The sequence below is a fragment of the Pseudonocardia zijingensis genome (assembly GCF_042657305.1).
Classification (GTDB): Bacteria; Actinomycetota; Actinomycetes; order Mycobacteriales; family Pseudonocardiaceae; genus Pseudonocardia; species Pseudonocardia zijingensis.
Genome location: NZ_JBHSKO010000003.1, coordinates 463,109 through 489,498, shown reverse-complemented (window position 1 = coordinate 489,498; position 26,390 = coordinate 463,109). Strand labels below are relative to the sequence as shown.

The window sequence follows — 26,390 nt, the reverse complement described above, 5'->3', positions numbered from 1 at the left end:
CGTAGATGGCCTGACCGGGGCCGTCGTGAGCGGATACGGGTGCGGGAGCACCTGTTACCACTCACGAGGGGGTGAGGAACCCGGCGAGGAGGTCGGTGGAGGCCGTGGGGCTCTCCTCGTGCGGGAAATGACCGGCGCCGGGCACGACGTCCAGGCGGTGCTCGGGACCCGCCCAGTGCCGGGAAGCCGCGGCCGTGGGCAGCAGCGCGCAGGGGTCGAGCGCGCCGTGCACCTGCAGCACCGGCACCGACGGGGTCCGCGCCACGGCTGCGGCGAACCGCCTCCCCTCCGCGCGCAGCTGCGACCGCGCCGCCCACCGGTAGTACTCGAGGGCGCTGTGCACCACGCCGGTCACCTGGATGGCACGCCGGTAGTGCCCCACGGCCTCGGTGAAGTCCTGCGTGCGCACCCAGTCCGGCCCCGACCAGGCACTCAGGATCCGCGCCACCCGGGCTCCCCCCTCGCGCCGCAGCGACCGCTCGGGCCAGCGCGGGAGCTGGAACGCCGCGCCGTAGGCCGCCGTCGCCCTCCCCTGCCCGCGCGGGTCCCGCACCACCGCGGACCGGACGGCGAGCGGGTGCGGGGCACCGAACGCGGCGAGCGACAACACCAGCCGCGGGTGCAGCGCGGTCACCGTCCACGCGACGAGCCCGCCCCAGCCGTGCCCGACGACGTGGGCGCGCGGTTCCCCGAGCGCCTTGATCAGCCCGGCGACGTCACCCGCGAGCGTCCAGAGGTCGTAGCCGCGGGGCGGCTTGTCGGACTCCCCGTAGCCGCGCAAGTCGGCGGCCACCACGCGGTACCCGCGATCGGCGAGCGCGGGCAGCTGGTGGCGCCAGGCCCACCAGAACTCCGGGAAGCCGTGCAGCAGCACCACGAGCGGGCCGCCGCCGTCGCACTCGGCGACGTGCAGCCGGATCCCGTTGGCGGAGACGGCCCGGTGCGTCCACGGACCCGGCAACCGGAGCGAGGAGGCGTCCGGCGCGGCCCGGCGCACCGCCCTCAGGCGCCTTGGCGCGCAGTCAGCTCGGGATGGCCGTCGTCGTCGTGGCCGCGGTGGGCGAGCACCTGCGCCGACTCGCGGAGCGAGGAGATCGTGCGCTCCGGCTTGCGGATGCGCCGCACGCGCAGGTAGCCGAGGAAGGCGAAGAGCCCGGCGGTGAGCAGCATGACGCCGAAGACGATGCCGAAAGCCGCCGCGGGCGGCAGCCAGATGGCGAGCACCTCGGCCAGCGTGAAGAACAGGAAGAACAGGCTGAACAGCAGGATCGTCAGCGCGACGACGAAGAAGATGCTGCCCTGCAGGCCCTTCTTCACCTCTGCCGTGACCTCGGCGCGCGCCAGTTCGACCTCCGCGCGCACCAGCGTGGAGACGTGCGTCGTGGCTTCGCGGACGAGCTCGCCGATCGACTGCTCACCAGCGGATCGGACGGGCTCCGGCGCGAGCGGGATCGACGGCAGGACGGGCGGAACGTCCCCGCCGCCGGAGCTGGTCGGGCTGGCCACCACGGTCCTCCTGCTCATCTGTCCGGGTCATGGGCGAATGCGGGCATCCTCCCACGCCACCTTGCACGATGCCGGTCAGGAGGACCGGCGTGCCGCGGGTGATCAAGCGGGCGCGGACCCCTCGTCGCCCCCGTTGTCGCCGTTCTCCCGGGCGCGCACGCGGACACGCCGCATCACCATCGCCGCTCCGATCAGCGACGCCGAGGCCGAGGCCACGAGCACCCCGGCCTTGGCCGTGTCGAGCAGGTCCGGGTGGTCGGCCAGCGACAGCTCGGCGATGAGCAGGCTCACCGTGAACCCCACCCCACCGAGCATCGACACGGCCGCGAGGTCGCGCCAGCTCAGCCCGCGCGGACGGTCCGCGGGGGTGAACCGGATCACGAGCCAGGACGCCCCGAAGATGCCGATGAGCTTGCCGACCAGCAACCCGACGACGATGCCGAGCGCGACGCGCTCGGTGAACACGGCGCGCAGCGCGTCCGACCCGATCGGCACGCCGGCCGCGAAGAGCGCGAACACCGGCACGCAGAAGCCCGCCGACCAGGGCTGCAGGCGGTGCTCCAGGCGCAGTGCGGGCGCGTACTCCTCACCGGGGTCGGCCTTCACCCTGGTGAGCAGGCCGAGCAGCACGCCCGAGATGGTGGCGTGGATCCCGGCCTCGTGCATCGCGATCCAGGTGAACACCCCGAGTGGCACGTACAGCCACCACGCGCGCACGCGCTTGCGCTGCAGCCACCAGTACGTGAGGCCCGCGAGCACGACGGCCCCGATCCACAGGAGGTTCAGCCCGCTGCTGAACAGCACCGCGATCACGATGATGCCGCCGAGGTCGTCGGCCACGGCGAGGCCGAGGAGGAAGATGCGGGCGCTCGTCGGCAATGCCGAGCCCGCGACCGCGAGCACGCCCAGTGCGAACGCGATGTCGGTGGCCACGGGTATGGCCCACGCCTGTTCCATGGCGGGTTCGCCCCAGCCCACCGCGAGGGCGAGGAGCGCGGGCACGATCATGCCGCCGAGCGCGGCCGTGACCGGGAGCATGGCCTGGCTGCGGGTGGACAGCTCCCCGATCACCAGCTCGCGTTTGAGCTCCAGCCCGACCACGAAGAAGAAGATGGCCAGCAGCCCGTCGGTGGCCCACGTCGCGAGCGTCAGGTCCAGGTGCAGGCCTGCGGGCCCCACCACGGTCTCCCGCATCGCCACGTAGGCGCCCGACCAGGGCGAGTTCGCCCATATCAACGCGACGGCGGTGGCGGCGAGCAGGACGACGCCGCCGACGGTCTCGGTGCGCAGGAAGCGCGCGAACTCGCTGACGGGGCTGGCTGGGCGACGCTCCTGCACGGGGATCTCCGGTCGTCGGAAGGCATGGCGAAAACGTCGCCGACCAGACTTCCCGGCACGCCCTGCGGGAACCCTAACGGCCGGACCGGGGCCCAGGAAGATCGTGCGGATGTGAGCCCTACCGCCCGGCCTCCCCGGGGGAGGAGCCCCCGTCGGGCTCGGGCTCGTACACGTCGGGCACGCCGTCGGCGTCGGTGTCGCGTTCCTCCTCGGCGCAGATGCGCCGGTAGCGCCGGTTGCGCAGCCGCAGCACGACCGTGGCCAGCAGCGCCGAGATCAGCGAGCCGAGCAGCACACCGATCTTGACGCGCTCGTCGCTCTCGCTCCCCGGCCCGAAGGCGAGCTCGCCGATCAGCAGCGAGACGGTGAACCCGATCCCGGCCAGCAGCGACAGGCCGAACAGGTCCGGCCAGCCCAGGTCGTCGGCCAGCCGCGCCCCGGTGAAGCGCTGCACGGCCCAGGTGGCGCCGAGTACCCCGAGGGGCTTGCCCAACACGAGGCCGGCGACGATCCCGAGCGTGATGGGGTCGGCCAGGCTCGCGCCGAACCCGCCCGCTCCCGCGAGCGTCACACCGGCGGCGAAGAACGCGAAGACCGGCACGGCGACGCCCGCCGACAGCGGGCGGAACCGGTGCTCGAAGTGCTCGGCGAGCCCGGGTCCCGGCCCGGACGCGCGCCGGACGACCGGCACGGTGAACCCCAGGAGCACCCCGGCCACCGTGGCGTGCACGCCGGACTCGTGCACCAGCACCCACGTGACGACGGCCAGCGGGAGCAGCAGCCACCACGACCGCACCCGCCGCTGCACGAGCACCGCGAACAACCCGAGCGGCACGATCGCGAGCGCGAGCGGACCCCACGCCAGCGTCTCCGTGTAGAAGACGGCGATGATCGTGATCGCGAGCAGGTCGTCGACCACCGCGAGCGTGAGCAGGAACGTCCGCAGCGCGGAGGGCAGGTGCGTGCTGATCACCGCGAGCACGGCCAGCGCGAAGGCGATGTCGGTCGCGGTGGGGATGGCCCAGCCGACGAGCGCAGCCGTGTTCGCGCTGTTGGTCAGCGCGTAGAGCACCGCGGGAGCGGCCATGCCGCCGACCGCCGCGGCGACGGGCAGGGCCGCGCGCCGCGGATCGCGCAAATCGCCGGCGACGAACTCGCGCTTGAGCTCCAGCCCCGCCACGAAGAAGAAGATCGCGAGCAGGCCGTCGGCCGCCCAGGTGTGCAGCGACAGGTCGAGGTGCAGCGCGCTCGGGCCGACCTGCAGGTCCGACAGCGCCCGGTAGACCTCACCCCACGGCGAGTTCGCCCACGCCAGCCCGAGCGCCGCGGCGACGACGAGCAGGACGCCACCCACGGTCTCGGTGCGCAGGATGTCGCCGATGCGCCGCACCTCGGGCCAGCTGCCCCGCGTGAGCAGGGACGGCGTGCGGCGGGCGTTCGGGTCCATCGGTGCTCCTCGGGACGTCGGCGATCGACTCGCCGACCAGGCTTCCCGGCACACCTGGAGCCACCCTAACTGCTGCCGGCCGGTCAATCCTCCGGGCGGCCGCGCATCCGCTTGACCGCTCCGCGGCGCGCCTTGGCGTCGAGCCTCCTGCGCACGGAGCCGCGGGTGGGCCGGGTCGGCCTTCGCGCCGGCGGATCGGCGCGCATGGCCTCGCGCAGCACGCCGGCGAGGCGTTCCCGGGCGGCCTCGCGGTTGCGGAGCTGGCTGCGGTGCTCGGCGGCCACGACCGTGAGCACGCCGTCGACGAGGCGGCCGGAGAGCCTGCGCACCGCGCGCTCGCGCAGGGCTTCGGGCACGCTGGGCGAACGGGCGAGGTCGAACGACAGCTCGACGCGCGAGTCCGTGGTGTTCACGCCCTGGCCGCCGGGGCCGGACGAACGGGAGAAGCGCCAGTGCAGCTCGCGGCCGGGCAGCACCACGGCGCGTCGCACCGGGAGGTCTGGTTCGGCCACCGCTACAGGATGCCGAAGGGGGTGTCCGGACGGGGGCGGTGTACCCCTTTCGGCCGGAGTGAGCATGTTCACGGCGCGGAACAGCTCAGACAGGCTCAGCACTTTGTATGCTGTAAGCAGTCGACCGGAGGTCCAGGAGTACGCGATGGCACTGTCAGAGACGCCCACCGAGGCCGGAAGCCGGCGGATCGCCCGGCCCGTGCCGCTCCGCGAGAGCGTCTACACCGCGATCCTGGACATGATCGTCAGCCGGAACCTGGAGCCCGGCCAGCACCTCGTGGAGAGCGAGCTCGCCATGATGCTGGGCGTATCGCGACAGCCGGTGCGTGAGGCCCTCCAGTGGCTCAAGAACGACGGATGGGTCGACCTGCGACCGGGCCTCGGCGCGTTCGTCCACACGCCCACGGTCGAGGAGGCCGACCAGCTGCTCGCGGTACGCAGCCTGCTCGAGACCGAGTCGGCGCGCCTCGCCGCCGGCCGGGCCACCGAGGAGGGCGTGGCGCGCCTGCGCGAGCTGTGCGACCGCGGCCAGGCGGCCCTCGCCGCCGAGGACGTCTCCACCATGGTGGAACTCAACGCCGAGCTGCACAAAGCCGTGATGTCGATGTCCGGCAACGACGTGCTCGTCGAGCTCGCGGCCCAGGTCGACCGGCGGGTCCGCTGGTACTACACGCCGGTGGCGCGCCACCGCGGCGAGCAGTCCTGGATCGAGCACGCCGCCCTGATCGACGCCATCGCTGCGGGCGACGCCGCCCGCGCGGGCGAGGTGATGGCCGCCCACACCGAGCACACGCGTCAGTCCTACCTGGAGCACCGCGACGACGCGGACGAGGACGCTCCCGCCCTGCGGGGTCGCGTCCCCTGACCGACCCGGGCCGCATGGGCCCGGCGCACGCACGGCGTCGACGACGACGCCGGATCTCACACCCCGCCCGACGGGCGGGTCCCGCACGACCATCCGGCGCGCAGTGCCGAGCGCCGGCCGTCCCCGCGCGCCGACCGAACGACGCCACCGCGCCCGATCTCGCATGCCGGGCCGCGGATGGGGAACCCTGATCACGGAGGTGACAAGCATGCGTACGCTGCGCAACTTCATCCGGTCCCTTGCGGACCTCCCGCGCGGCTCCTCGGCCGACGGCCGTGGCATCGGTCTCGGGCTGGACGCCGCGCTGCGGGCCCAGCGCGCCCGGGGCGCCGAGGGCACCCCGCTCACGACCCGGAGCCGTCCGACCACCGAGGACCGTCCTTTCACCCGGGCCTGACGAACGCCTGACATGACTGTGGCCGCCCCGATCGGGGCGGCCACAGTCATGTTCAGACTGCGTAGCGCGACGACTGCTGCTCGGGGATCCGGGGCAGCGGGAGGGTGCTGGGCAGCCCGGGGCGCTGCAGCGCCGCCGTGGCCCGGGCCGCGACCAGCGAGACGACGGCCGCACCCGTGAACGCGGCGGCCCAGCCCCAGCTCGTGACGGCGAGCACGGCCAGCCCGAGGCCGAGCACCCCGCCCGCGGCCTTGGCGCTGTACACCAGGCCGTGCACCTCGAGCGCGCTCTGCTCGCCGAAGTACTCCCGCGCCAAGCTGGCGAAGATCGGGTAGAAGCCGCCCCCGCCGAGGCCGGCCAGGGTCGCGGCCACGACGAGCGCGCTCGTGGAGCCGCTGGCCGCCGACAGCGCGAACAGCAACTGCGCCACCCCCTGCACGGTGAGCACCGCGCTCAGCGTGCGGCAGCGGCCGAGCCGGTCGGAGATGCCCATGGACAACGCCCGCCCGGCCCCGTTGACGCCCGCGAAGAGGCCCGCGGCGAGCGCCACGAGGCCCGCGGTGGCCGTGACGCCGCCCGCGTAAACGACGAGGAACGCCGCGTTGAACAGCGACACCGCCCCGGCGCCGAGCAGGATCAGGCACATCACGGGCAGCACGCGGGTCTGCATCGCCTGCGCGGGTGAGAAGTCGCGGATGGCGGGCGGGTTCATCCGCCGGGCCGGGTTGCGCAGCGCCCACGCCCTGGGGTCGACCTCCTCGGGCCACCACCGCTGGGGTGGGTCGCGGAAGAAGAGCCCGGGACCGGCCACGAGCACGAAGAGCACCACCGCGGCGACGTCGAGGACCGGCGTGAGGTTGGCCGCGTCCAGGCCGATCACGGCGGCCACGATGAACGGCACCGACCCGTAGGCGAAGGCCCCGGTCACCGTGCTCACCCGCCGGCCCATGCGCTCGGGGTACCACTTCGCCACGGTCGACGTGCACGCCGCGTAGACCAGGCCCGCCCCGGTGCCCCCGAGGAGGGCGTAGCCGAGGAGCGCGCCCAGCAGGTCGGTGCTGTGCGCGAGCGCGACGAGCCCGAGGGCGGAGAGCGCCGCGCCCGCGACCATCACCGGGCGGGGTCCGATGCGGTGGCGTTCGCGCAGGTAGGCGGTGGGCAGGCCGACGCCCGCCTGCATGACCGTCCACCCCGCGAGCAGCCAGATCGCGCCGACGAGGCTCCAGCCGTTGCGCTCCATGAGCGCCGGAACCGCGGCGCCGTACCCGTACTGGAGCACGCCGACGGCGGCCATCGGCAGCCAGGCCTGCCACAGCACGCTGGATCGCGGGCGGCCGATGAGCTGCATCGGTGACTCGCCCACGCGGTAGCGGCGCCCGTGGTTGTCGCGGATCTCCCGGACGGCCCCCGGGTGCGGCATCCCCATGTCGACTCCCTCCATACAGTATGCCGAGTCTGCGTCACGCGTGACCCAGAGCACAAGAGCCCTGGACAACTTTCTCCATACTGCATACAGTCGACCGCCATTGCTCGCGGCAGACGGGAGACCGCACTGTGGACCTCTACGAGCACCAGGCCAGGGACCTCTTCGCCGCCCACGGCGTACCGGTCCCCCGCGGCGCGGTGGCCGACACCGCCGCCGAGGCCGCCGACCGAGCCCGTGAGCTCGGCGGGACGGTCGTGGTGAAGGCCCAGGTGAAGACCGGTGGACGGGGCAAGGCGGGTGGCGTGCAGCTGGCCCGGACACCCGAGGAGGCGCAGGAGAAGGCCGCCGCCATCCTCGGCATGGACATCAAGGGCCACACCGTCCACCGGGTGCTGGTCACCGAGGCCAGCGACATCGCCGAGGAGTACTACCTCTCGTTCCTGCTCGACCGCTCGAACCGCACGTTCCTCGCGATGTGCTCCGCCGAGGGCGGCGTCGAGATCGAACAGCTGGCCGTCGAGCGCCCGGAGGCGCTGCTCAAGGTGCCGATCGACCCGCTGCGCGGCGTCGACCCCGACACCGCCTCCCGGATCGCCGCCGCGTTGCCGGCCGAGGTGGCCGCCGATGCCGCCAAGGTGATCAGCAGCCTGTGGTCGGCGTTCGTGGCGGAGGACGCCACGCTCGTCGAGGTCAACCCGCTGGTGCGCACGCGCCAGGGCGAGGTCGTGGCCCTCGACGGCAAGGTCACCCTCGACGAGAACGCCGCCTTCCGCCAGCCCGCGCACGCCGACCTGGTCGACCGGCGCACCGAGGACCCACTCGAGGCGAAGGCCAAGGCCAAGGACCTGAACTACGTCAAGCTGGACGGCGAGGTCGGGATCATCGGCAACGGTGCGGGCCTGGTGATGTCGACGCTGGACGTGGTCGCCTACGCGGGCGAGCGGCACGGCGGGGTCAAGCCGGCGAACTTCCTGGACATCGGTGGTGGCGCTTCGGCCGAGGTGATGGCCGCGGGTCTGGACGTGATCCTGGGTGACCCGGCGGTGAAGAGCGTGTTCGTCAACGTGTTCGGTGGGATCACCGCATGTGACGCGGTGGCCAACGGGATCGTCGAGGCGTTGAAGATCCTCGGCGACGGGGCCACCAAGCCGCTCGTGGTGCGGCTGGACGGCAACAACGTGGTCGAGGGCCGCCGGATCCTCGACGAGGCGAACCACCCCCTGGTCACCCAGGTGGCCACGATGGACGACGCGGCGGACCGGGCCGCGTCGCTGGCAGCGGCGGGAGCCTGACAATGTCGATCTTCTTGCACGAGCACAGCCGCGTCATCGTCCAGGGCATCACCGGCAGCGAGGCCACCAAGCACACGGCGAAGATGCTCGCCGCGGGCACCGAGGTCGTCGGTGGCGTGAACGCCCGCAAGGCCGGCACCTCCGTCACGATCGGCGGCCGGGACCTCACCGTGTTCGGCACCGTCGCGGAGGCCATGGCCGAGACCGGCGCCGACGTCAGCGTCCTGTTCGTGCCGCCGCGCTTCGCGGCCGACGCGGCGGTGGAGGCGATCGACGCGGGCATCGGGCTGGCCGTCGTCATCACCGAGGGCATCCCCGTGCACGACTCGGCGCGGGTGTGGGCGCACGCCTGCGCCACCGGGAACCGCACGCGGATCATCGGCCCGAACTGCCCGGGGATCATCTCGCCCGGGAAGTCGAACGCCGGGATCATCCCGGCCGACATCGCGGGGCCGGGCCCGATCGGGCTGGTGTCGAAGTCGGGCACGCTGACCTACCAGATGATGTACGAGCTGCGGGAGTTCGGCTTCTCCACCGCGATCGGCATCGGCGGCGACCCGGTGATCGGCACCACCCACATCGACGCGCTCGAGGCGTTCGAGGCCGACCCGGACACGAAGGCGATCGTGATGATCGGCGAGATCGGCGGCGACGCCGAGGAACGCGCCGCGGACTTCATCAAGGCCAACGTCACCAAGCCCGTGGTCGGGTACGTTGCCGGGTTCACCGCGCCCGAGGGCAAGACGATGGGGCACGCCGGGGCGATCGTGTCCGGCTCGGCCGGCACCGCCCAGGCCAAGAAGGACGCCCTCGAGGCAGCCGGCGTCACCGTGGGCAAGACGCCCAGCGAGACCGCCGCCCTGATGCGGGAGCAGCTCGCCGCCGCCACCGAGCTGAGTTCGTCGCCGGCCTGAGCCGCTCGAGGTTCAGGCCGCACCGGCACCCACCACCTCGCCGCACCGCCGACTCCGGGAGGAGCCGCATGCCCGACCCCGTCCTGCCCACCCCACCCCTGCGCTACGACGTCAACCTGTCCATCCTCTTCACCGAACTGCCGCTGCTGCAGCGCCCCGCCGCCGCGGCGGCGGCCGGGTTCGACGCGGTCGAGCTGTGGTGGCCGTTCCCCGACCCGGTGCCCGCCGACCGCGACCTGGACGCGCTGCGCACCGCGATCACCGACGCCGGGGTGCGGCTGGTCGGGCTGAACTTCGACGCCGGAGACATGGCGGCGGGCGACCGCGGGCTGCTCTCCCGCCCGTGCGACAGCGCCCGGTTCCGGGCGAACGTCGACGTGGCCGTCGGGTTCGCGGCCTCGCTGGGGTGCACGGTGCTCAACGCGCTCTACGGCAACCGGGACCCGCGCAGCACCGTGCCGGAGCAGCGGGAGCTCGCCACCGACAACCTCGTGTTCGCCGCGGCGGCCGCGGAGCGGGTGGGGGCGACCGTCGTGATCGAGGCGCTGAACAGCTACGAGAGCCCGCACTACCCGATCACGTCGTCGCAGAAGGCGCTCGACCTCGTCGACTACCTCAAGGTCGTGCACGGCGTGCCGAACGTGGGCTTCCTCGCCGACCTCTACCACCTCGCGCGGATGGGCGAGCCGGTCGAACGCCTCGTGGAGCTGCGCGCCGACCGGTTCGTCCACGTCCAGATCGCCGACCCGCCCGGCCGCGGCCGGCCGGGCACCGGCGAGCTCGACTGGCCCGCCGTGCTCGACCGGCTCGCCGCGAGCGGCTACTCCGGCCACGTGGGGCTCGAGTACAAGCCGGGCGGCCCGAGCGCCGAGAGCTTCGACTGGCTCCCCCGTCCGCTGCGATCCGCCACCGTCGAGGAGAACGCATGAGCACGATCGGCTTCATCGGGCTCGGGATCATGGGCGGCCCGATGGCCGCCAACCTGGTGGCCGCGGGGCACACCGTGCTCGGCCACGACGTGCAGCAGGCCGCGGCGGAACGGCTCGTGACGGCGGGCGGCAAGTACGTCGACTCGGTGGCGGCCGCGACCGCCGCCGACGTGGTGATCACCATGCTGCCGGACTCACCGCAGGTGGAGGAGGTCGTCCTCGGTCCGGGCGGCGTGCTCGAGCACGCCGAACCCGGCCTGCTGCTGATCGACATGAGCACGATCCGGCCGGACACCTCGGTGGCCGTCGCCGCGGCGGCCGCGGCGCGCGACGTGCGGGCGCTGGACGCACCGGTGAGCGGCGGGGAGAAGGGCGCGGTCGACGGCGTCCTGTCGATCATGGTGGGCGGCGACGCCGAGGCGTTCGCGGCGGCCCGGCCGGTGCTCGAGGTGCTCGGCACGACGATCGTGCACGTCGGGCCGAGCGGCGCCGGCCAGACCGTCAAGGCCGCCAACCAGCTCGTCGTCGGGGGGATCTACGCGCTGGTCGCCGAGGCCATCGTGCTGCTGGAGGCCTCCGGCGTCGACCCGGGCCCCGCGCTCGACGTGCTGGCGGGCGGGCTCGCGGGCAGCCGGATCCTCGAGCTCAAGCGCAAGTCGATGGTGGCCAGGCAGTTCGCGCCGGGTTTCCGGATCGACCTGCACCACAAGGACATGGGGATCGCGCTCGCCGCGGCCCGCGAGGCGGGCGTCGCGCTGCCGATGACCGCCCTCACCGCCCAGCTCGTCGCCGCCGCCCGCGCCCAGGGCCACGGCTCGCTCGACCACTCCGCGCTGCTCAAGGTGCTGGAGAACGTCTCGGGAAAGGCTGCCTGATGACCCGGATCCCCTGCATGGAAGCCGTCGCCGCGGTGCTCGAGTCGGAGGGCGTCGACACCGTGTTCGGCATTCCCGGGGCGGCGATCCTGCCGCTCTACGCCGCGCTGCGGAAGAGCGGCATCCGCCACCTCACCGTGCGGCACGAGGAGGGCGGCACGCACGCCGCCGACGGGTGGGCACGAGCCACCGGCAAGGTCGGGGTGTCGATCGGAACCTCCGGCCCAGCCGGTACCAACATGATCACCGGGCTGTACACGGCGCTGGCCGACTCCATCCCGATGATCTGCATCACCGGCCAGGCGCCGCGGGCGAAGCTGCACCAGGAGGCGTTCCAGGCGGTCGACATCGTCGAGATCGCCAAGCCCGTGACGAAATGGGCGGTGCAGCTCAAGGAGCCCGCCCAGGCTCCCTGGGTGTTCCGCGAGGCGTTCCGCATCGCCCGCTCGGGGCGGCCGGGTCCGGTGCTCATCGACCTGCCGCTCGACGTCCAGAAGGGCACCTGCGTCTACGACGCCGCACTCGACGCCCCGCTGCCCGTCGACGTCCCGGAGCCGCGGCCGCAACCGATCGCCGCGGCCGTCGCGATGCTCCTGGAGGCCGAGCGCCCGATCATCCTCGCCGGCGGCGGCGTGATCGGTGCCGAGGCGTCGGACGAGCTGCGCTCGCTCGCCGAGCACCTGCAGATCCCGGTGCAGGTCACCCTGATGGGCAAGGGCGCGTTCCCCGAGGACCACCCGCTCTTCGCCGGCATGGCGGGCATCCAGACCCAGACGCGGTGGGGCAACGCGGCGTTCCTCGAAAGCGACCTCGTGCTCGCCGTCGGGGCCCGCTTCGGCGACCGGCACACCGGCGACCTGGAGACCTACCGGCGCGGCCGCCGGTTCATCCACGTCGACATCGAACCCACCCAGATCGGCAAGGTGTTCGAACCGGACCTGGGGATCGTCGGGCACGCCCGGCCCACGCTCGCCGCGCTCGCCGAGCACGCCCGCCACGCCTCGCCCCGGCACGCGCCCGGAAGCTGGGTGGAGCGGGTTGCCGAGCTGCGCAGCACGCTGCTGCGCCGCGACGACTTCGACGACAAGCCGATCAAGCCGCCGCGCGTCTACCGGGAGCTGAACCGGGCGTTCGGGCCGGACACCACGTTCGTCACGGCGATCGGGCTCTACCAGATCTGGTCCGGGCAGTTCCAGCAGACGTTCCGGCCCCGCCACTACCTGGTGTGCGGGCAGGCCGGCCCGCTCGGCTGGGAGGTGCCGGCCGCGATCGGCGTGAAGTGCGCCCACCCGGACAAGCAGGTGGTGGCCGTCGTGGGCGACTACTCCTTCCAGTTCCTCATGGAGGAGGTGGCCGTCGCGGCGCAGTACCGCATCCCGTTCGTCATCGTCATGGTCAACAACGAGTACCTCGGGCTGATCCGGCAGGCCGAGCTCGGCTACGACATGAACTACGCGGTCGACCTGCACTACGGGGAGGGCGGCATCGACCACGTCACCCTCATGCAGGCCTTCGGGTGCCCCGCCCGGCGGGTGGAGCAGCCCGACGAGATCGCCGACGCGCTCGCGTGGGCCTCCCTCGAGGCCGAGGCCCAGCAGCTGCCCGTGCTCGTCGAGGTGATGGTGGAGCGCGAGGCCAACGCGGCGATGGGCCCGTCCCTCGACGCGATCACGGAGTTCGAGCCGGTGCCGGACCTGGTGCCCGTGGCCGACTGACACGTACGAACGGCACCCCCGTCCGATAGAGCGGGACGGGGGTGCCGTTCGTACGTGGTGCGGTGCTGCGCGCCGTCACCGCAGGGCCCCGCTTCGACGGGGTTCAGGAACGCCACGTTCCTGAACCTCCGCGCAGCCGTACGAACGGCACCCTCGTCCGATAGAGCGGGACGAGGGTGCCGTTCGTACGCTCAGGAAGCCGCGGCCACCTGCTGGTTGAGGAGGTCCGCCACCGCGGTGATGGCCCGCAGCGTGGGCACCTCGGCCCCGGCGAGGTCGGCGAGCTCCACCACGGCCGTCAGGAGCACGTCGAGCTCCATGGGGCGGCCGCGTTCGAGGTCTTGCAGGGTGGAGGTCTTGTGCTCCCCGGTGCGCTCGGCGCCCGCGAGCCGCTTCTCCACGGAGATCTCCGGGTGGCAGCCCACGCTGTGGGCCACCTCCAGGGTCTCCTCCATCATCCGTGCGACGAGCGCGCGGGTGCCGGCGTGCCGGCAGATCCCGGCCATCGTGGCCCGGGTGAGCGCGCTGAGCGGGTTGAAGGCGATGTTGCCCATCAGCTTGATCCAGATGTCGCGGCGCAGATCGGCCTCCACGGGGCACTTGAGGCCCCCGGCGACCATCGCGTCCGCGAACTCGGTGCAGCGCGCGGAGACCGTCATGTCCGGCTCGCCGATGGAGAAGCGGGTGCCCTCCAGGTGGCGGACCACGCCAGGTGACTCGATCTCGGTGGCGGCGTAGACGACGCAGCCGACGGCGCGCTCCAGCGGGAGGGCGCGGGTGACGGCACCGCCGGGGTCGACGCTCTCGATCCGGTGGCCGTCGAACGGGCCGGGCAGGCGGTGGAAGTACCACCAGGGGATCCCGTTCTGGGCGGCGATGATCGTGGTGCGTTCGTGCAGCAGCGGCGCCACCATCGGCCCCGCCGCCGCGTAGGCGTTGGCCTTGAACCCCAGGAACACGTGGTCGACCGGGCCGATCTCCGCGGGGTCGTCCGTGGCGTGCGGGTGGGCGGAGAAATCTCCCCGCGGACTGCGCACCTCGACCCCTCGTTCCCGCAGCGCCGCGAGGTGCGGACCGCGGGCCACGAGGTGCACGTCCGCACCCGCCCGACTGAGGCTCGCTCCCACGTACGCACCGATCGCACCTGCCCCCAGCACAGCAACCTTCACGTCGGGCTCCCGTCCTCGGTGTTGTGGATGCAGTATGCAGTATGGAGTCGACCGTTCGTCAAGGTTCCTCTGGACAAGCGCTCTCCCGAGGAGTACCAAGACAGCCATACCGTATGCAGTAGACAGGCCGTCGAGCTCCTGGGCGGCGACGACGAGGAGATGCTTCCCATGACGCAGACGATCTCCGGAAGCGCCGCTCGCAACGGGTCCGGCGATCCGCCCCCGTTCATCGACGTGCGGGTCATCCACCAGACGACGGACAAGTGATCAGGGGGCGATAGGTGAGCGCGCTGGAAGGAATCCGAGTCCTGGACATGACCCACGTCCAGTCGGGCCCGTCGGCCACCCAGATCCTGGCCTGGCTCGGCGCGGACGTGGTGAAACTCGAGGCCCCGGGCGGGGACATCACGCGCAAGCAGCTGCGGGACCTGCCCGACGTCGACAGCCTGTACTTCACGATGCTGAACTGCAACAAGCGCAGCATCACTCTCAACATGAAGAGCGAAGAGGGAAAGCAGCTCTTCATCGACATGGTGAAGAAGTCCGATGTGCTCGTCGAGAACTTCGGACCCGGCGCCGTCGACCGCATGGGATTCACGTGGGATCGGCTGCAGGAACTGAACCCGCGCCTGGTGTACGCCTCCATCAAGGGATTCGGTGAGGGCCCCTACACCCATTACAAGGCCTACGAGGTGGTCGCCCAGGCGATGGGCGGCTCGATGAGCACCACCGGGTTCGAGGACGGCCCGCCGACGGCCACCGGCGCACAGATCGGCGACTCCGGCACCGGGATGCACGCCGTGGCGGGGATCCTCGCCGCCCTCGTCCAGCGCGGGCGCACCGGGCGCGGCCAGCGCGTCACGGTGGCGATGCAGCACGCGGTGCTCAACCTGTGCCGGGTGAAGCTGCGCGACCAGCAGCGGCTGACGCACGGCCCGCTGGCCGAGTACCCGAACGAGGAGTTCGGCGACGAGGTCCCCCGCTCGGGCAACGCCTCGGGCGGCGGGCAGCCCGGCTGGGCCGTGAAGTGCGCGCCGGGCGGACCCAACGACTACATCTACGTGATCGTGCAGCCGCCGGGCTGGGCCCCGATCGCGAAGCTGATCGGCCGGCCCGAGCTGGCCGACGACCCCGAGTGGGCCACCCCGGAGGCCCGCCTGCCGAAGCTGGACAAGATGTTCCAGCTGATCGAGGAGTGGTCGGCGGGCTTGAGCAAGTGGGACGCGCTCGCCGAGCTGAACGCCCACAACATCCCCTGCGGCCCGATCCTCTCCACGAAGGAGCTGATCGAGGACGCGTCACTGGTCGACAACAACATGATCGTCACCGTCGACCACCCGGAGCGCGGCGCGTTCAAGACCGTCGGCTGCCCGATCAAGCTGTCCGACTCCCCGGTGAAGGTCGAGACCTCGCCGCTGCTCGGCCAGCACAACGAGGACGTGTACGTGCGCGAGCTGGGCCTGGATCCGCAGCGCCTCGCCGAGCTCAAGACGAACGGGGTGATCTGAGCAATGGGAGCCGGCTACGACAAGGACGCCGTACGCGACGTCCTCGACAAGGCGCTCGCGGAGGGCCGGGACTCGCTGACCGCGCCGGAGGGCCGCCGGGTCTGCGAGGCGTACGGGATCCCGACGCCGGGCGAGGGCCTGGCCAGCACGGCCGACGACGCCGTGCAGCTCGCCGCCGAGCTGGGCGGCAAGGTCGTGATGAAGATCGTGTCGCCGGACATCCTGCACAAGACGGAGGCAGGCGGCGTCAAGGTCGGTGTCTCCGGCGACGCCGACGTCCGCGCCGCGTTCGACGAGATCATCGCCAACGCGAAGGCGTACGACGCCGAGGCCGACATCGACGGCGTGCAGGTCCAGCAGCTGCTGACCGGCGGCCACGAGGTGATCATCGGCGCCACCACCGACCCGACGTTCGGCAAGGTGGTGCTCTTCGGCCTCGGTGGCGTGCTGGTCGAGGTGCTCAAAGACGCCACGTTCCGGCTCGCCCCGGTCGACGCCGCCACCGCCCGCGGCATGCTCGACGACATCCAGGCGGCGGAGGTGCTCAAGGGAGCGCGCGGGGCGGAACCCGCCGACGCCGACGCGCTCGCGGACGTCATCCGCAGGCTGTCGGACCTGGTCACCGACTTCCCGCGGATCCGCGAGTTCGACCTCAACCCGGTGTTCGCCCGCGCGAACGGCGCGTCCGCGGCCGACGTCCGGATCCTGCTCGACGCCGAGGAGCCCGCCGAGCCGGTGCGCTACAGCCAGGAGGAGATCCTGGCGACGATGAACCGCATGATGCGGCCGAACGCGGTGGCCGTGATCGGGGCGTCGGCCGAGAACGGCAAGATCGGCAACTCCGTGATGAAGAACCTCATCAACGGGGGCTACGCCGGCGAGATCTACCCGATCAACCCGAAGGCCGACGAGATCCTCGGGAAGAAGGCCTACAAGAGCATCGGCGACGTGCCCGGCGACGTCGACGTGGCGGTGTTCGCCGTGCCGGCCAAGTTCGTGCCGCAGGCGCTGCGCGAGGTCGGCGAGAAGAACGTGCCGGCCGCGGTGCTCATCCCGTCCGGGTTCGCCGAGACCGGCAACCACGAGCTGCAGGACGAGATCGTGCGGATCGGCCGGGAGCAGGGCGTGCGCCTGCTCGGGCCGAACATCTACGGCTACTACTACACGCCGCAGAACCTGTGCGCGACGTTCTGCACCCCCTACGACGTCAAGGGCGGGGTGGCGCTGACGTCGCAGTCCGGCGGCATCGGCATGGCGATCCTCGGGTTCAGCCGCACCACGAAGACCGGTGTCTCGGCGATCGTCGGCCTGGGCAACAAGTCCGACCTCGACGAGGACGACCTGCTCACCTACTTCGAGCAGGACGACGACACCAAGGTCGTCGCCATGCACCTCGAGGACCTCAAGGACGGCCGGGCGTTCGTCGAGGCGGCGCAGCGCATCACCAAGAAGAAGCCCGTGGTGGTGCTCAAGGCGGGCCGCACGGCGATGGGGGCGCGCGCAGCGGGTTCGCACACCGGCGCGCTGGCCGGCGACGACAAGGTCTACGACGACATCCTCCGCCAGTCCGGCGTGGTGCGGGCCTACTCGCTGAACGACATGCTGGAGTTCGCCCGCGGTGTCCCGGTGCTGCCCACGCCGAAGGGCGACAACGTCGTCATCATCACCGGCGCAGGCGGGTCCGGGGTGCTGCTGTCCGACGCGGTGGTGGACAACGGGATGTCGCTGATGGAGATCCCGCCGGACCTCGACGAGGCGTTCCGGAAGTTCATCCCGCCGTTCGGTGCCGCGGGCAACCCCGTCGACATCACCGGTGGCGAGCCGCCCTCCACCTACGAGGCCACCATCCGGCTCGGTCTGGAGGACGACCGGATCCACGCCTTGATCCTGGGCTACTGGCACACCATCGTGACCCCACCGATGGTCTTCGCCGAGCTCACCGCTCGCGTGGTGGCCGAGGCCAGGGAGAAGGGGATCGAGAAGCCGGTGGTGGCTTCACTCGCCGGGGACGTCGAGGTGGAGGAGGCGAGCACGTACCTCTACGACCACGGGATCGTCGCCTACCCGTACACGACGGAGAAGCCGGTGGCCGTGCTCGGCGCCAAGTACCGCTGGGCTCGCAGCGCGGGCCTGATCTGAGACAACGCCAGGCCGGTGCCCGCCACCGGCTCGGATCGGTCGGCCCGGCCGGCTCCCCGCGGATCTCGCCCACCCGCCGGGAAGCCTGCCGGGCCGGCCGGTGGCCACGTCGAGAGACGAGGAGGAAGTGCAGGGCCAGGGCAGTCAACCACCCAGGAGATCCCAACGGAGAGGTCCACCAGTGACGACTTCCAAGCAACCCGACGCGGGCCTACCGGCCGCGCACACGGCTGCCCCTGCAGGCGCCGAACGAGTATGGCGGGCGGGTGGGCTCGAACCGATGCCCATCCGCAAGCTGCCGGAAGCTCCCCCGTCCGTCCACCTCATCGGGCCGACGGTCTTCCTCGTCGCCCTCGGCGTGGGCATGGGCGAGTCCTACATGTGGCCGCGGCTCGTGCTGCTGTTCGGGCCCGAGATCCGCTGGTTGTTCCTGATCGGTGTCACCCTGCAGGCGTTCGTCCTGCTGGAGATGGCGCGCTACGCGATGGCCACCGGGGAGAGCATCTTCACCGGCGCCGCGCGCATCTGGAAACCGGTCATGTGGTTCTTCTTCACGATCGCGATCCTGATCTACATCTGGCCGGGGCACCTCTCGGCCGGGGCGAGCGCGTTCGAACAGGCCACGGGGGTCCCGTGGCAGGTGGCCGCGATCATCGGCATGCTGATGGTCGGCACGCTGTTCACGCTCGCCAAGGTGATCTACAACGTCGTCGAGAGCATCCTGTCGATCCTCATCGGCGTGCTGGTGCTGGGCACAGCGATCATCGCGTCGCTCGTCGGCACGTGGGGCGACCTCACCAGCACGATCACCGGCATGTTCGCGTTCGGCTACCTCCCGCAGGAGGCGCTGTCCGCGGAGTGGTTCCCCGTGATCGTCGGCTCGGTCGCCTTCGCGGGCCCGTCCGGCATGCAGCAGATGTGGTACACGCTGCACCTGCGTGACAAGGGCGCCGGCATGGGCGCGCACATCCCCCAGCTGCGCGGCCTGCGCGCCGCGGGCGAGGAGGAGGAGCAGCCCTCCCGCGGCTTCATGTTCGACACCGACGACCCGGACGAGATGCGCAAGTGGAAGGGCTGGCGGCGCTGGGTCACGTTCGACGCGATCCTGCTGTTCTGGGGGATCACGATGCTGGTCACGATCTCGTTCACCGTGCTGGCGCAGTCGGCGGCCCGGCAGAGCCCGGACGTCGTCGCACTGCTCCGGGACGGTGACCGGTCGGCCGCGCTGCAGGCGATGTCCGACTCGTTCGGCGGCGTCGGCATGCCGGTGCTCGGCACGGTGTTCCTCGGATTCATCGCGCTGATCGGCCTCAACGCCACGCTCGGTCTGTTCGACTCCTTCGCCCGGGGGCAGTCGGACATGACCTACCACTTCGTGCCCGGCATGAAGCGGTTCCGGATGGCCCACCTGTACGCGGGCTTCCTCTGGGGCGTGATCATCTTCGGGATCTGCATCCTGCTGTGGGGTCCCGCCGACGGGCCTGCCGCGATCCTGGACATCCTCGCGTTCCTGTCCACGTTCGCCATGGGCGCGTACTGCGTGGTGCTCCTCCTGGTGAACAACAGGCTGCTGCCGAAGCCGATCCGGCCGAAGCTGTGGACGAACCTCATCATCGGGTTCGGCGCGTTCTTCTACCTGGGGATGCTCTTCTACAGCCTGATCCGCTTCGGCGTGATCGTGAGCTGACATGTCGCTGATCCGCGCACGTCAGCTCGCCGAGCTCGGTGCCCCCGGCGCCGTGATCGGGGTGCTCGCCGGCGCCGTCGTCGGGGGGTTGGCCGTACTCGTCGGCCAGCCCCTCGGCTGGGCGCTCACCGGGGCCGTCATGCTCGCCGTCCCGCTCGCCGTGGTCGGCGGCTGCTACGGCGTGCTCGTCGGGCTCGGGTACGCCCAGCCGGGCACGTTCGCCCCCGTCGCCCTGCTGTGGATCGTGGGCTTCCCCCTCGCCCGCCTGGCGCACGAGACGCTGACCCCGGTGTTCCTGGGCGGCGACCCGGCGCCACCGGACGACGTGCTCACGTTCCTGCTGTTCCAGGCGCTGGTCAGCATGGGCTTCGCCATCGGGTTCATCTGGCTCCACGAGCGCCTCATCCCCGGCTGGCTGATCCACATCAAGGACCACAACCCCTACGCGCAGCGGGTCTACGCCCGCTACGCCGCCCACGCCGAAGCGGTGTGGGCCGCCAGGGAGGCCAAGCGGGCCCGGCGAGCCGCCCGCGACGCGCCCGGGAAGCCCCGGGCCACCGGGGCCGCCGCCCGGGCGCGCACCCGCCGGTCCTCGTGACGGACGGCGCGGCGAGGGGCACCCGCCCCCGCCGCGCCGTTCCCGCTCCGCCGCCGCTGCGGCACGCCGCATTCCGACAGGAGAGAGATGGGCATACCGACCTGGGCGTGGATCGCGACGATCGCTGCCTTCCTCGTGGTGATCGCGTTCGACTTCTACCTCGTGGCCCGCAACCCGCGCGATCCGTCCATGCGCGAGTCGACCATCTGGGTGCTCGTCTACGTCTCGCTCGCGATCGCGTTCGGGATCGGTGTGACGACGGTGGCGGGATCGCAGTACGGCGGGGAGTTCTTCGCCGGCTGGATCACCGAGTACTCGCTGTCGGTGGACAACCTGTTCATCTTCGTGCTGATCATGAGCCGGTTCGCGGTGCCCCGCGACTACCGGCAGAAGGTGCTGCTGATCGGCATCGTGCTCGCGCTCGTGCTGCGCGGCATCTTCATCGCGCTGGGCGCGGAGGCCATCGAACGCTTCGACTGGATGTTCTACCTGTTCGGCGCGTTCCTCATCTACACGGCCTGGAAGCTCATCCGCCACGGTGACGAGGACGAGGAGTTCAAGGAGAACCGGGCGCTGCTGTTCGTCCGGCGGGTGGTGCCGTCCACGGACCGGTACGAGGGTGCGCGGATGACCACCGTGGTGGACGGCCGCAGGCTGGTGACCCCGATGCTCATCGTGATGGTGGCCATCGGCACCACCGACCTGCTGTTCGCCCTCGACTCCATCCCGGCGATCTTCGGCCTGACCCAGGAGCCGTATCTGGTGTTCACGGCCAACGCCTTCGCCCTGATGGGGCTGCGGCAGCTGTTCTTCCTGATCGGCGGGCTGCTGGACCGGCTCGTGTACCTCAGCAAGGGCCTGGCGTTCATCCTCGCCTTCATCGGCGTGAAGCTCATCCTCGAGGCGATGCACCACCACGGCGTCTCGTGGGCGCCCGAGGTGCCGATCGTCGTGTCCCTCGCCGTCATCGTCGGCACGCTCGCGGTGACGACGGTGGCGAGCCTCGCGAAGTCCCGCCGCGACGCCGCCGCTTCGGCCACGCCCGACGACGACGTGAGCGAGCCGAGCAGCCGGGCCTCCGGCGCCTGACCGGCGCTCGTGGGCGGCGGCCGTCGGAAGTTGATCGCCGCGAGCAGTACGCCACTGCACGCACAGCAACGCGGAGGTCCTGCTCGCGACCGTTGATCGCTGCGAGCAGTACACCTCTGCACGGCCGAAGCGGTGAGGTGCTGCTTGCGCTGATCGCGAGGGCAGCCGGCCCAGACCCGGATGATCAGCAGAACCTGGGTGTCCTCGCTGCAGAGGCGGGGTGCGCCTCGGTCTGCTCCGCGAGGAGCACACCCGGGTGGCAGCCGTGACGTGCTGCTCGGGCGGAGATGGCGGTGGCCGTGGCGCGCTGTCGATGATCAGCAGAACCTGACGGTCGTCGCAGGTACGGCGGTGTACTTCTCGGTCCGGCTCTGCGGTGTTGATCGTCGCGAGCAGTACGCCACTGCTCGCACCACGGCAGTGAGGTGCTGCTCGCGTCGAGCATGCGGGCGTCGTGGTGATCAGCAGGACCTGGTTGTTCTTACGACAGCAGCTGTGTGCGCCTCGGTCCGATCCTCACGGGGCACGGCGACCGCGTCGAGCGGCACGTCGACAGTGACGACAGGGGTGGGTGGGTGCGGGTGCCGCGGCACCCGCACCCACCGCCGGCTCAGTCCTCCGAGCGGCTGGTGTCCTGCAGGCCCGCAGAGATCATGTCCATCACCGACGAGTCGGCCAGCGTGGTGACGTCGCCGATCTCGCGGTTCTCGGCCACGTCGCGCAGGAGCCTGCGCATGATCTTGCCGGACCGGGTCTTCGGCAGCTCGTCGACGACCATGATCTGACGCGGCTTCGCGATCGGGCCGATCTCCTTGGAGACGTGGTCGCGCAGGGCCTTGATGGCGTCGGCGCCCTTGGCCTCGTCCTGCGCCACGTTGCCGCGCAGGATCACGAACGCGACGATCCCCTGCCCCGTGGTGGCGTCGGACGCGCCCACGACGGCCGCCTCGGCCACCGTCGGGTGGCTCACCAGCGCCGACTCCACCTCGGTGGTGGAGATGCGGTGGCCGGACACGTTCATCACGTCGTCCACCCGGCCCAGCAGCCAGATCGCGCCGTCGTCGTCGTACTTGGCGCCGTCGCCCGCGAAGTAGTAGCCCTGGTCGGCGAAGCGCGACCAGTACGTCTCGCGGTAGCGCTCCTCGTCACCCCAGATGCCGCGCAGCATCGAGGGCCACGGCTTGTCCAGCACCAGGTACCCGCCACCGCCCGGGCCGACCGGCTTGGCCTCGTCGGTGACGATCTCGGCGCTGATCCCGGGCAGCGGCCGCATCGCCGAGCCCGGCTTCGTGGCCGTGACCCCCGGCAACGGGGAGATCATGATCGCGCCGGTCTCGGTCTGCCACCAGGTGTCGACGATCGGGCAGTTGTTGCGGCCGATGTGCTCCCGGTACCACATCCAGGCCTCGGGGTTGATCGGCTCGCCGACGCTGCCCAGCACCCGAAGCGACGACAGGTCGTACTTCTCCGGGATGTCGTGGCCCCACTTCATGAACGTGCGGATCAGCGTGGGGGCCGTGTAGTAGATCGAGACGCCGTACTTCTGGATGATCTCCCAGTGCCGGCCCTCGTGCGGGGTGTTCGGGGTGCCCTCGTACATCACCGACGTGGCCCGGTTGGCCAGCGGCCCGTACACGATGTAGCTGTGCCCGGTGACCCAGCCGATGTCGGCGGTGCACCAGTAGACGCTCTCGCCGGGCTTGTGGTCGAAGACCACGTGGTGCGTGTAGGCGCACTGGGTGAGGTAGCCACCGGAGGTGTGCAGGATGCCCTTCGGCTTCCCGGTGGTGCCGGACGTGTAGAGGATGTAGAGCGGGTGCTCGGAGTCGAACGCCTCCGGGGTGTGCTGGTCGGACTGCTTGTCCACCAGGTCGTGCCACCACACGTCGCGGCCCTCGGTCCAGGGCACGTCGATCTCGGTGCGCTTGACCACGAGCACGTGCTCGATCGTGGGCGTCTGCGCCGTGGCCTCGTCGGTGTTGGCCTTCATCGGCGCGGGCTTGCCCCGGCGGAACTGGCCGTCCGAGGTGATCAGCAGCTTCGCCTCGGCGTCCTCGATGCGGGCCTTCAGCGCACCGGGCGAGAACCCGCCGAACACCACGCTGTGCATGGCGCCCAACCGCGCGCACGCCAGCATGGAGAACACGGCCTCCGGGATCATCGGCAGCTGGATGGCCACCCGGTCGCCCGAGCCGATGCCCAGCTCGATCAGCGCGTTCGCCGTTTTGCTGACCTCGCGCTGCAGGTCGGCGTAGGTGATGGTGCGGGTGTCACCGGGCTCGCCCTCCCAGTGGAACGCCACCTGCTCGCCGTGTCCCGCCTCGACGTGCCGGTCGACGCAGTTGTAGGCCACGTTCAGCTTGCCGCCGACGAACCACTTCGCGAACGGCGCGTCCCAGTCCAGCACCCGGTCCCATTTCTGGTCCCAGTGCAACCGCTCCGCCTGCTCGGCCCAGAACGCCTCGCGGTCGGCGTCGGCGCGGTCGTACCAGTCGGCCGTGGCGTTGGCCTGCGCGGCGAACTCGGCGCTCGGCGGGAAGCTCCGGTTCTCGGTGGACAGGTTGCTCAGCGTGGCGTGTTCCTCGGCCATCAATGCCCTCCTGGTCCTGGGCGTCGCGCCGGGCGGCGGCGCGCCCGGCTGAAGCATGCTTGCCGTTCGACGCTAGTGCGCCGCACGGCCCGATGCACCGTCGGTCCGGACAGGTCGGGGCCTTTTTGCCGGACGGTCGACGAACGTCCGACCGGCGGCCGGGCAACGGCGGCCCCGCGAACCCGGCGCCAGGGCACCCCGCTCCACGAGCTGGACGGCACCGCGCACCGCGGCCCGCGACGCGGGTGACAGCATGCCCCGGTGGCCGTGACCTCCGATCCGTTGGCCCCGCTGCTCGAGCTGCCCGGCGTGCCCGAGGCCGTCGCCCGGGCGCGGGACGCGCTGGTGGCCGTGCACAACCACCCGGTGAACCGGCGGGGGTGGCCGGCGAGCGCAGCCGAGGCGAGCCTGCGCGCCGCCCGCGCGTCCGCTGCGCTGGAGGGGGCCGCGCTCCAACCGGGCGACACCGCGGCCGACCCCGTGCTCGCGGGCGCCGTGCGGGCCGCAGAGGAGAGCGGGCGGCTGCTCGGCGCCTGGCGCAGCTCCCCGCTGCAGGCGCTCGCCCGCCTGCACGTCGTGGCGGCAGCGGACCTGGTGCCTGCCGACCGGCACGAGGCGGAGCTGGGCCGCCCCCGTAGCGCCCCGGGGGTGGCGGCGCGGCTGAGCATGCTCGCCGACCTCGTCACGGGCGGCACCCGGGCGCCCGGACCGGTGCTCGTGGCGGTGGTGCACGGCGAACTCCTCGCGCTCGCGCCGTTCTCGGAGGCGAACGGTGTGGTGGCCCGCGCCGCGGCCCGGCTCGCCGCGGTGGCCGCAGGTCTCGACCCGAAGGGGCTCGCCGTGCCGGAGGTGGGGCACCTGCGCCACGCCGCGCAGTACCGCAGCGCGGCCGCCGCATTCGCCGGGGGCACGAGCGACGGCGTGCGGGAATGGGTGCTGCACTGCTGCGCGCAGTGGGAGGCGGGGGCGCGCGAGGGCACGTCCATCGCCGACGCCCGGGCCTGAGGCCCCGAACGCACGAAGCGGGCGGCGCCCACGAGGAACGCCGCCCGCCTGCGCGGGAAGTCCGAGATCCAGGCGTGCACTACGTGTCGTGGTTGTGGCCTCGGCGTCCGGCGTCCCGGTACGCAGGCCCACGACGACATGCCTCCCGCGGCGTGCTGTGCGTGGAGCGCCCGACCTTCCCGCACGGAGCCCTGCTCGGGGTGGACGGGTGCTTCTCCACCGCACCGCCCCTGGCCGATCAGGGGTCCGTACGGCCCTTTGTAGTCGGTGACCCGGAGCACATCAAGGGCCGCCGAGAGGTGCACCGGTTCAGGCACGCAGGGTGGCGATCAGCGACCGCGCAGCCACCCTCACGTACCCCAGCGGGCTCAGGCGCGCGCCGGTCGGCGCCACGCGTACCAGCCGACGGCGGCCAGCGCGGCCGCCGCTCCGACCCCCGCCGCCGCGAGGGTGGTGCGCAGGGGCGGGCGCCGGAACCGCAGCGCCACCGGGTCGACGAACGTCAGCACGGGCCAGCCGCGCTGCTCGGCCTCCCGGCGCAGCGAGCGGTCCGGGTTGACGACGGTGGGATGCCCGACGGCCTCCAGCAGCGGCAGGTCGGTGATCGAGTCGGAGTAGGCGCGGCAGTCCTCCAGCCGGTACCCGCGCTCCTGGGCGATCTGGCGCGCGGCCCGGGCCTTCTCCTCGCCGTAGCAGTAGTACTCGATCTCGCCGGTGTAGCGGCCGTCGACGACGCCCATGCGCGTGGCCAGGCAGGTGTCGGCCCCGACGAGCGCGGCGATCGGCTCCACCACCTCCTGGCCCGACGCCGACAGCACCACGACCTCGTCGCCGTTCGCGCGGTGCTCGGCGATCAGCTCCGTGGCCTCCGCGTAGACCATCGGCTCGACGATGTCGTGCAGCGTCTCCGCGACGATGTTGCGGATCTGGGCCACCTCCCAGCCGGTGCAGAGCGCGGTGATGCGCCTGCGCAGCAGCTCCATGGTGTCGGCGTCGGCACCGGCCAGCACCAGCAGCAGCTGCGCGTAACCGCTGCGCAGCGCCGCCCGCCTGCTGATCAGCCCCTTCCGGCGGAACGGCCGGCTGAACGCGAGCGCGCTCGACCCCGCGATGATGGTCTTGTCGAGGTCGAAGAAGGCCGCGGCGCCGGAGCGGGCCGGCGCCCGGGCGGGCAGCTGCGGGGGGAGCGCACCGGACACGCGGGCGAGCTTGCCAGACCACCATCGGTCACCCGCGTGCGTCCGGGTCGACACCACCCCAGTTCTTCTCTCAGAATCGCGCGGATGCGCTCGTCAGGGGCTACGATGGGTTTGTCCGGCTGTGTCCGGACACGGTTCAGCTCGACCCCCCGGAGCTGAACCACCGACGGCCCCCGCCAATCCCCCCTGG

The 26,390-nt window shown here is 71.9% G+C and carries 22 protein-coding genes; 13 read left to right on the top strand and 9 right to left on the bottom strand.

Annotation, left to right across the window (positions count from 1 at the left end; translation table 11 throughout):
- Nucleotides 1–61: 61 nt before the first annotated feature.
- The 5 genes from ACFPL3_RS09325 to arfB all read right to left on the bottom strand — a co-directional run bounded on the left by ACFPL3_RS09325 (nt 62) and on the right by arfB (nt 4,803).
- Nucleotides 62–997: an alpha/beta fold hydrolase gene (locus tag ACFPL3_RS09325; protein ID WP_343946863.1), complete on the bottom strand. Its 936-nt coding sequence runs from the start codon at nt 995–997 to the stop codon at nt 62–64.
- Nucleotides 998–1,002: 5 nt separating this feature from the next.
- A complete protein-coding gene (locus ACFPL3_RS09320; RefSeq protein ID WP_379588722.1) occupies nt 1,003–1,524 on the bottom strand; it encodes a phage holin family protein in 522 nt (173 codons plus the stop codon).
- A gap of 84 nt (nt 1,525–1,608) precedes the next feature.
- Nucleotides 1,609–2,844, bottom strand: a complete 1,236-nt coding sequence (nhaA, locus tag ACFPL3_RS09315; protein ID WP_343946861.1) for a Na+/H+ antiporter NhaA — start codon at nt 2,842–2,844, stop codon at nt 1,609–1,611.
- A gap of 118 nt (nt 2,845–2,962) precedes the next feature.
- A complete protein-coding gene (gene nhaA / locus ACFPL3_RS09310) occupies nt 2,963–4,291 on the bottom strand; it encodes a Na+/H+ antiporter NhaA (protein ID WP_343946860.1) in 1,329 nt (442 codons plus the stop codon).
- Nucleotides 4,292–4,374: 83 nt separating this feature from the next.
- Nucleotides 4,375–4,803, bottom strand: coding sequence for an alternative ribosome rescue aminoacyl-tRNA hydrolase ArfB (gene arfB, locus ACFPL3_RS09305; protein ID WP_343946859.1), 429 nt, complete (start codon nt 4,801–4,803; stop codon nt 4,375–4,377).
- Between the two features lie 145 nt (nt 4,804–4,948).
- Here arfB and ACFPL3_RS09300 point away from each other — a divergent pair, with 145 nt between their 5' ends.
- Both ACFPL3_RS09300 and ACFPL3_RS09295 read left to right on the top strand, forming a co-directional pair.
- Nucleotides 4,949–5,668 (top strand): GntR family transcriptional regulator, encoded by a 720-nt coding sequence (locus tag ACFPL3_RS09300; RefSeq protein WP_343946858.1) that lies wholly within the window; start codon nt 4,949–4,951, stop codon nt 5,666–5,668.
- Between the two features lie 208 nt (nt 5,669–5,876).
- Nucleotides 5,877–6,065: a hypothetical protein gene (locus tag ACFPL3_RS09295; RefSeq protein WP_343946857.1), complete on the top strand. Its 189-nt coding sequence runs from the start codon at nt 5,877–5,879 to the stop codon at nt 6,063–6,065.
- Nucleotides 6,066–6,117: 52 nt separating this feature from the next.
- Here ACFPL3_RS09295 and ACFPL3_RS09290 read toward each other — a convergent pair whose 3' ends face one another.
- Nucleotides 6,118–7,491, bottom strand: a complete 1,374-nt coding sequence (locus ACFPL3_RS09290) for an MFS transporter (protein WP_343946856.1) — start codon at nt 7,489–7,491, stop codon at nt 6,118–6,120.
- A 128-nt stretch (nt 7,492–7,619) separates the two neighbouring features.
- Between ACFPL3_RS09290 and sucC the strand changes: the two genes are divergently transcribed.
- The 5 genes from sucC (at nt 7,620) to gcl (ending at nt 13,216) form a co-directional block, all read left to right on the top strand.
- A complete protein-coding gene (sucC, locus tag ACFPL3_RS09285; RefSeq protein ID WP_343946855.1) occupies nt 7,620–8,783 on the top strand; it encodes an ADP-forming succinate--CoA ligase subunit beta in 1,164 nt (387 codons plus the stop codon).
- A 2-nt stretch (nt 8,784–8,785) separates the two neighbouring features.
- Nucleotides 8,786–9,697, top strand: a complete 912-nt coding sequence (gene sucD / locus ACFPL3_RS09280; protein ID WP_379588717.1) for a succinate--CoA ligase subunit alpha — start codon at nt 8,786–8,788, stop codon at nt 9,695–9,697.
- 68 nt (nt 9,698–9,765) lie between these two features.
- Nucleotides 9,766–10,626 carry a hydroxypyruvate isomerase family protein gene (locus ACFPL3_RS09275; RefSeq protein WP_343944559.1) on the top strand — a complete coding sequence of 287 codons (861 nt, stop codon included), beginning with the start codon at nt 9,766–9,768 and terminating at the stop codon, nt 10,624–10,626.
- Entirely contained in the window at nt 10,623–11,501 is an 879-nt protein-coding gene (locus tag ACFPL3_RS09270) for a 2-hydroxy-3-oxopropionate reductase (RefSeq protein ID WP_343944558.1), read from the top strand. Before ACFPL3_RS09275 ends, ACFPL3_RS09270 begins: the two co-directional genes overlap by 4 nt.
- A gap of 17 nt (nt 11,502–11,518) precedes the next feature.
- Nucleotides 11,519–13,216: a glyoxylate carboligase gene (gene gcl / locus ACFPL3_RS09265; protein WP_425564219.1), complete on the top strand. Its 1,698-nt coding sequence runs from the start codon at nt 11,519–11,521 to the stop codon at nt 13,214–13,216.
- Nucleotides 13,217–13,407: 191 nt separating this feature from the next.
- Here the strand turns inward: gcl and ACFPL3_RS09260 are convergent, their stop codons facing one another.
- Nucleotides 13,408–14,385 carry a 2-dehydropantoate 2-reductase gene (locus tag ACFPL3_RS09260; protein ID WP_343944556.1) on the bottom strand — a complete coding sequence of 326 codons (978 nt, stop codon included), beginning with the start codon at nt 14,383–14,385 and terminating at the stop codon, nt 13,408–13,410.
- A gap of 281 nt (nt 14,386–14,666) precedes the next feature.
- Here ACFPL3_RS09260 and frc point away from each other — a divergent pair, with 281 nt between their 5' ends.
- From frc to ACFPL3_RS09235, 5 genes are all read left to right on the top strand, one after another.
- A complete protein-coding gene (gene frc, locus ACFPL3_RS09255; protein ID WP_343944555.1) occupies nt 14,667–15,893 on the top strand; it encodes a formyl-CoA transferase in 1,227 nt (408 codons plus the stop codon).
- Between the two features lie 3 nt (nt 15,894–15,896).
- Nucleotides 15,897–18,032 (top strand): acetate--CoA ligase family protein, encoded by a 2,136-nt coding sequence (locus tag ACFPL3_RS09250; protein WP_343944554.1) that lies wholly within the window; start codon nt 15,897–15,899, stop codon nt 18,030–18,032.
- A gap of 280 nt (nt 18,033–18,312) precedes the next feature.
- Entirely contained in the window at nt 18,313–19,719 is a 1,407-nt protein-coding gene (locus ACFPL3_RS09245; RefSeq protein ID WP_343944553.1) for an Nramp family divalent metal transporter, read from the top strand.
- A gap of 1 nt (nt 19,720) precedes the next feature.
- The gene (locus tag ACFPL3_RS09240) at nt 19,721–20,317 is read left to right on the top strand and encodes a hypothetical protein (RefSeq protein WP_343944552.1); all 597 of its coding nucleotides are present in this window, start codon (nt 19,721–19,723) and stop codon (nt 20,315–20,317) included.
- Nucleotides 20,318–20,404: 87 nt separating this feature from the next.
- Nucleotides 20,405–21,406, top strand: a complete 1,002-nt coding sequence (locus tag ACFPL3_RS09235; RefSeq protein ID WP_343944551.1) for a TerC family protein — start codon at nt 20,405–20,407, stop codon at nt 21,404–21,406.
- 610 nt (nt 21,407–22,016) lie between these two features.
- Here the strand turns inward: ACFPL3_RS09235 and acs are convergent.
- Nucleotides 22,017–23,996: an acetate--CoA ligase gene (gene acs, locus ACFPL3_RS09230; RefSeq protein ID WP_343944550.1), complete on the bottom strand. Its 1,980-nt coding sequence runs from the start codon at nt 23,994–23,996 to the stop codon at nt 22,017–22,019.
- A 261-nt stretch (nt 23,997–24,257) separates the two neighbouring features.
- Between acs and ACFPL3_RS09225 the strand changes: the two genes are divergently transcribed.
- Nucleotides 24,258–25,001: an oxidoreductase gene (locus tag ACFPL3_RS09225; RefSeq protein WP_343944549.1), complete on the top strand. Its 744-nt coding sequence runs from the start codon at nt 24,258–24,260 to the stop codon at nt 24,999–25,001.
- Nucleotides 25,002–25,369: 368 nt separating this feature from the next.
- Here ACFPL3_RS09225 and ACFPL3_RS09220 read toward each other — a convergent pair whose 3' ends face one another.
- On the bottom strand, nt 25,370–26,200 hold the full coding sequence (locus ACFPL3_RS09220) for an HAD family hydrolase (RefSeq protein WP_343944548.1): 831 nt from the start codon (nt 26,198–26,200) through the stop codon (nt 25,370–25,372).
- Nucleotides 26,201–26,390 lie beyond the last annotated feature (190 nt).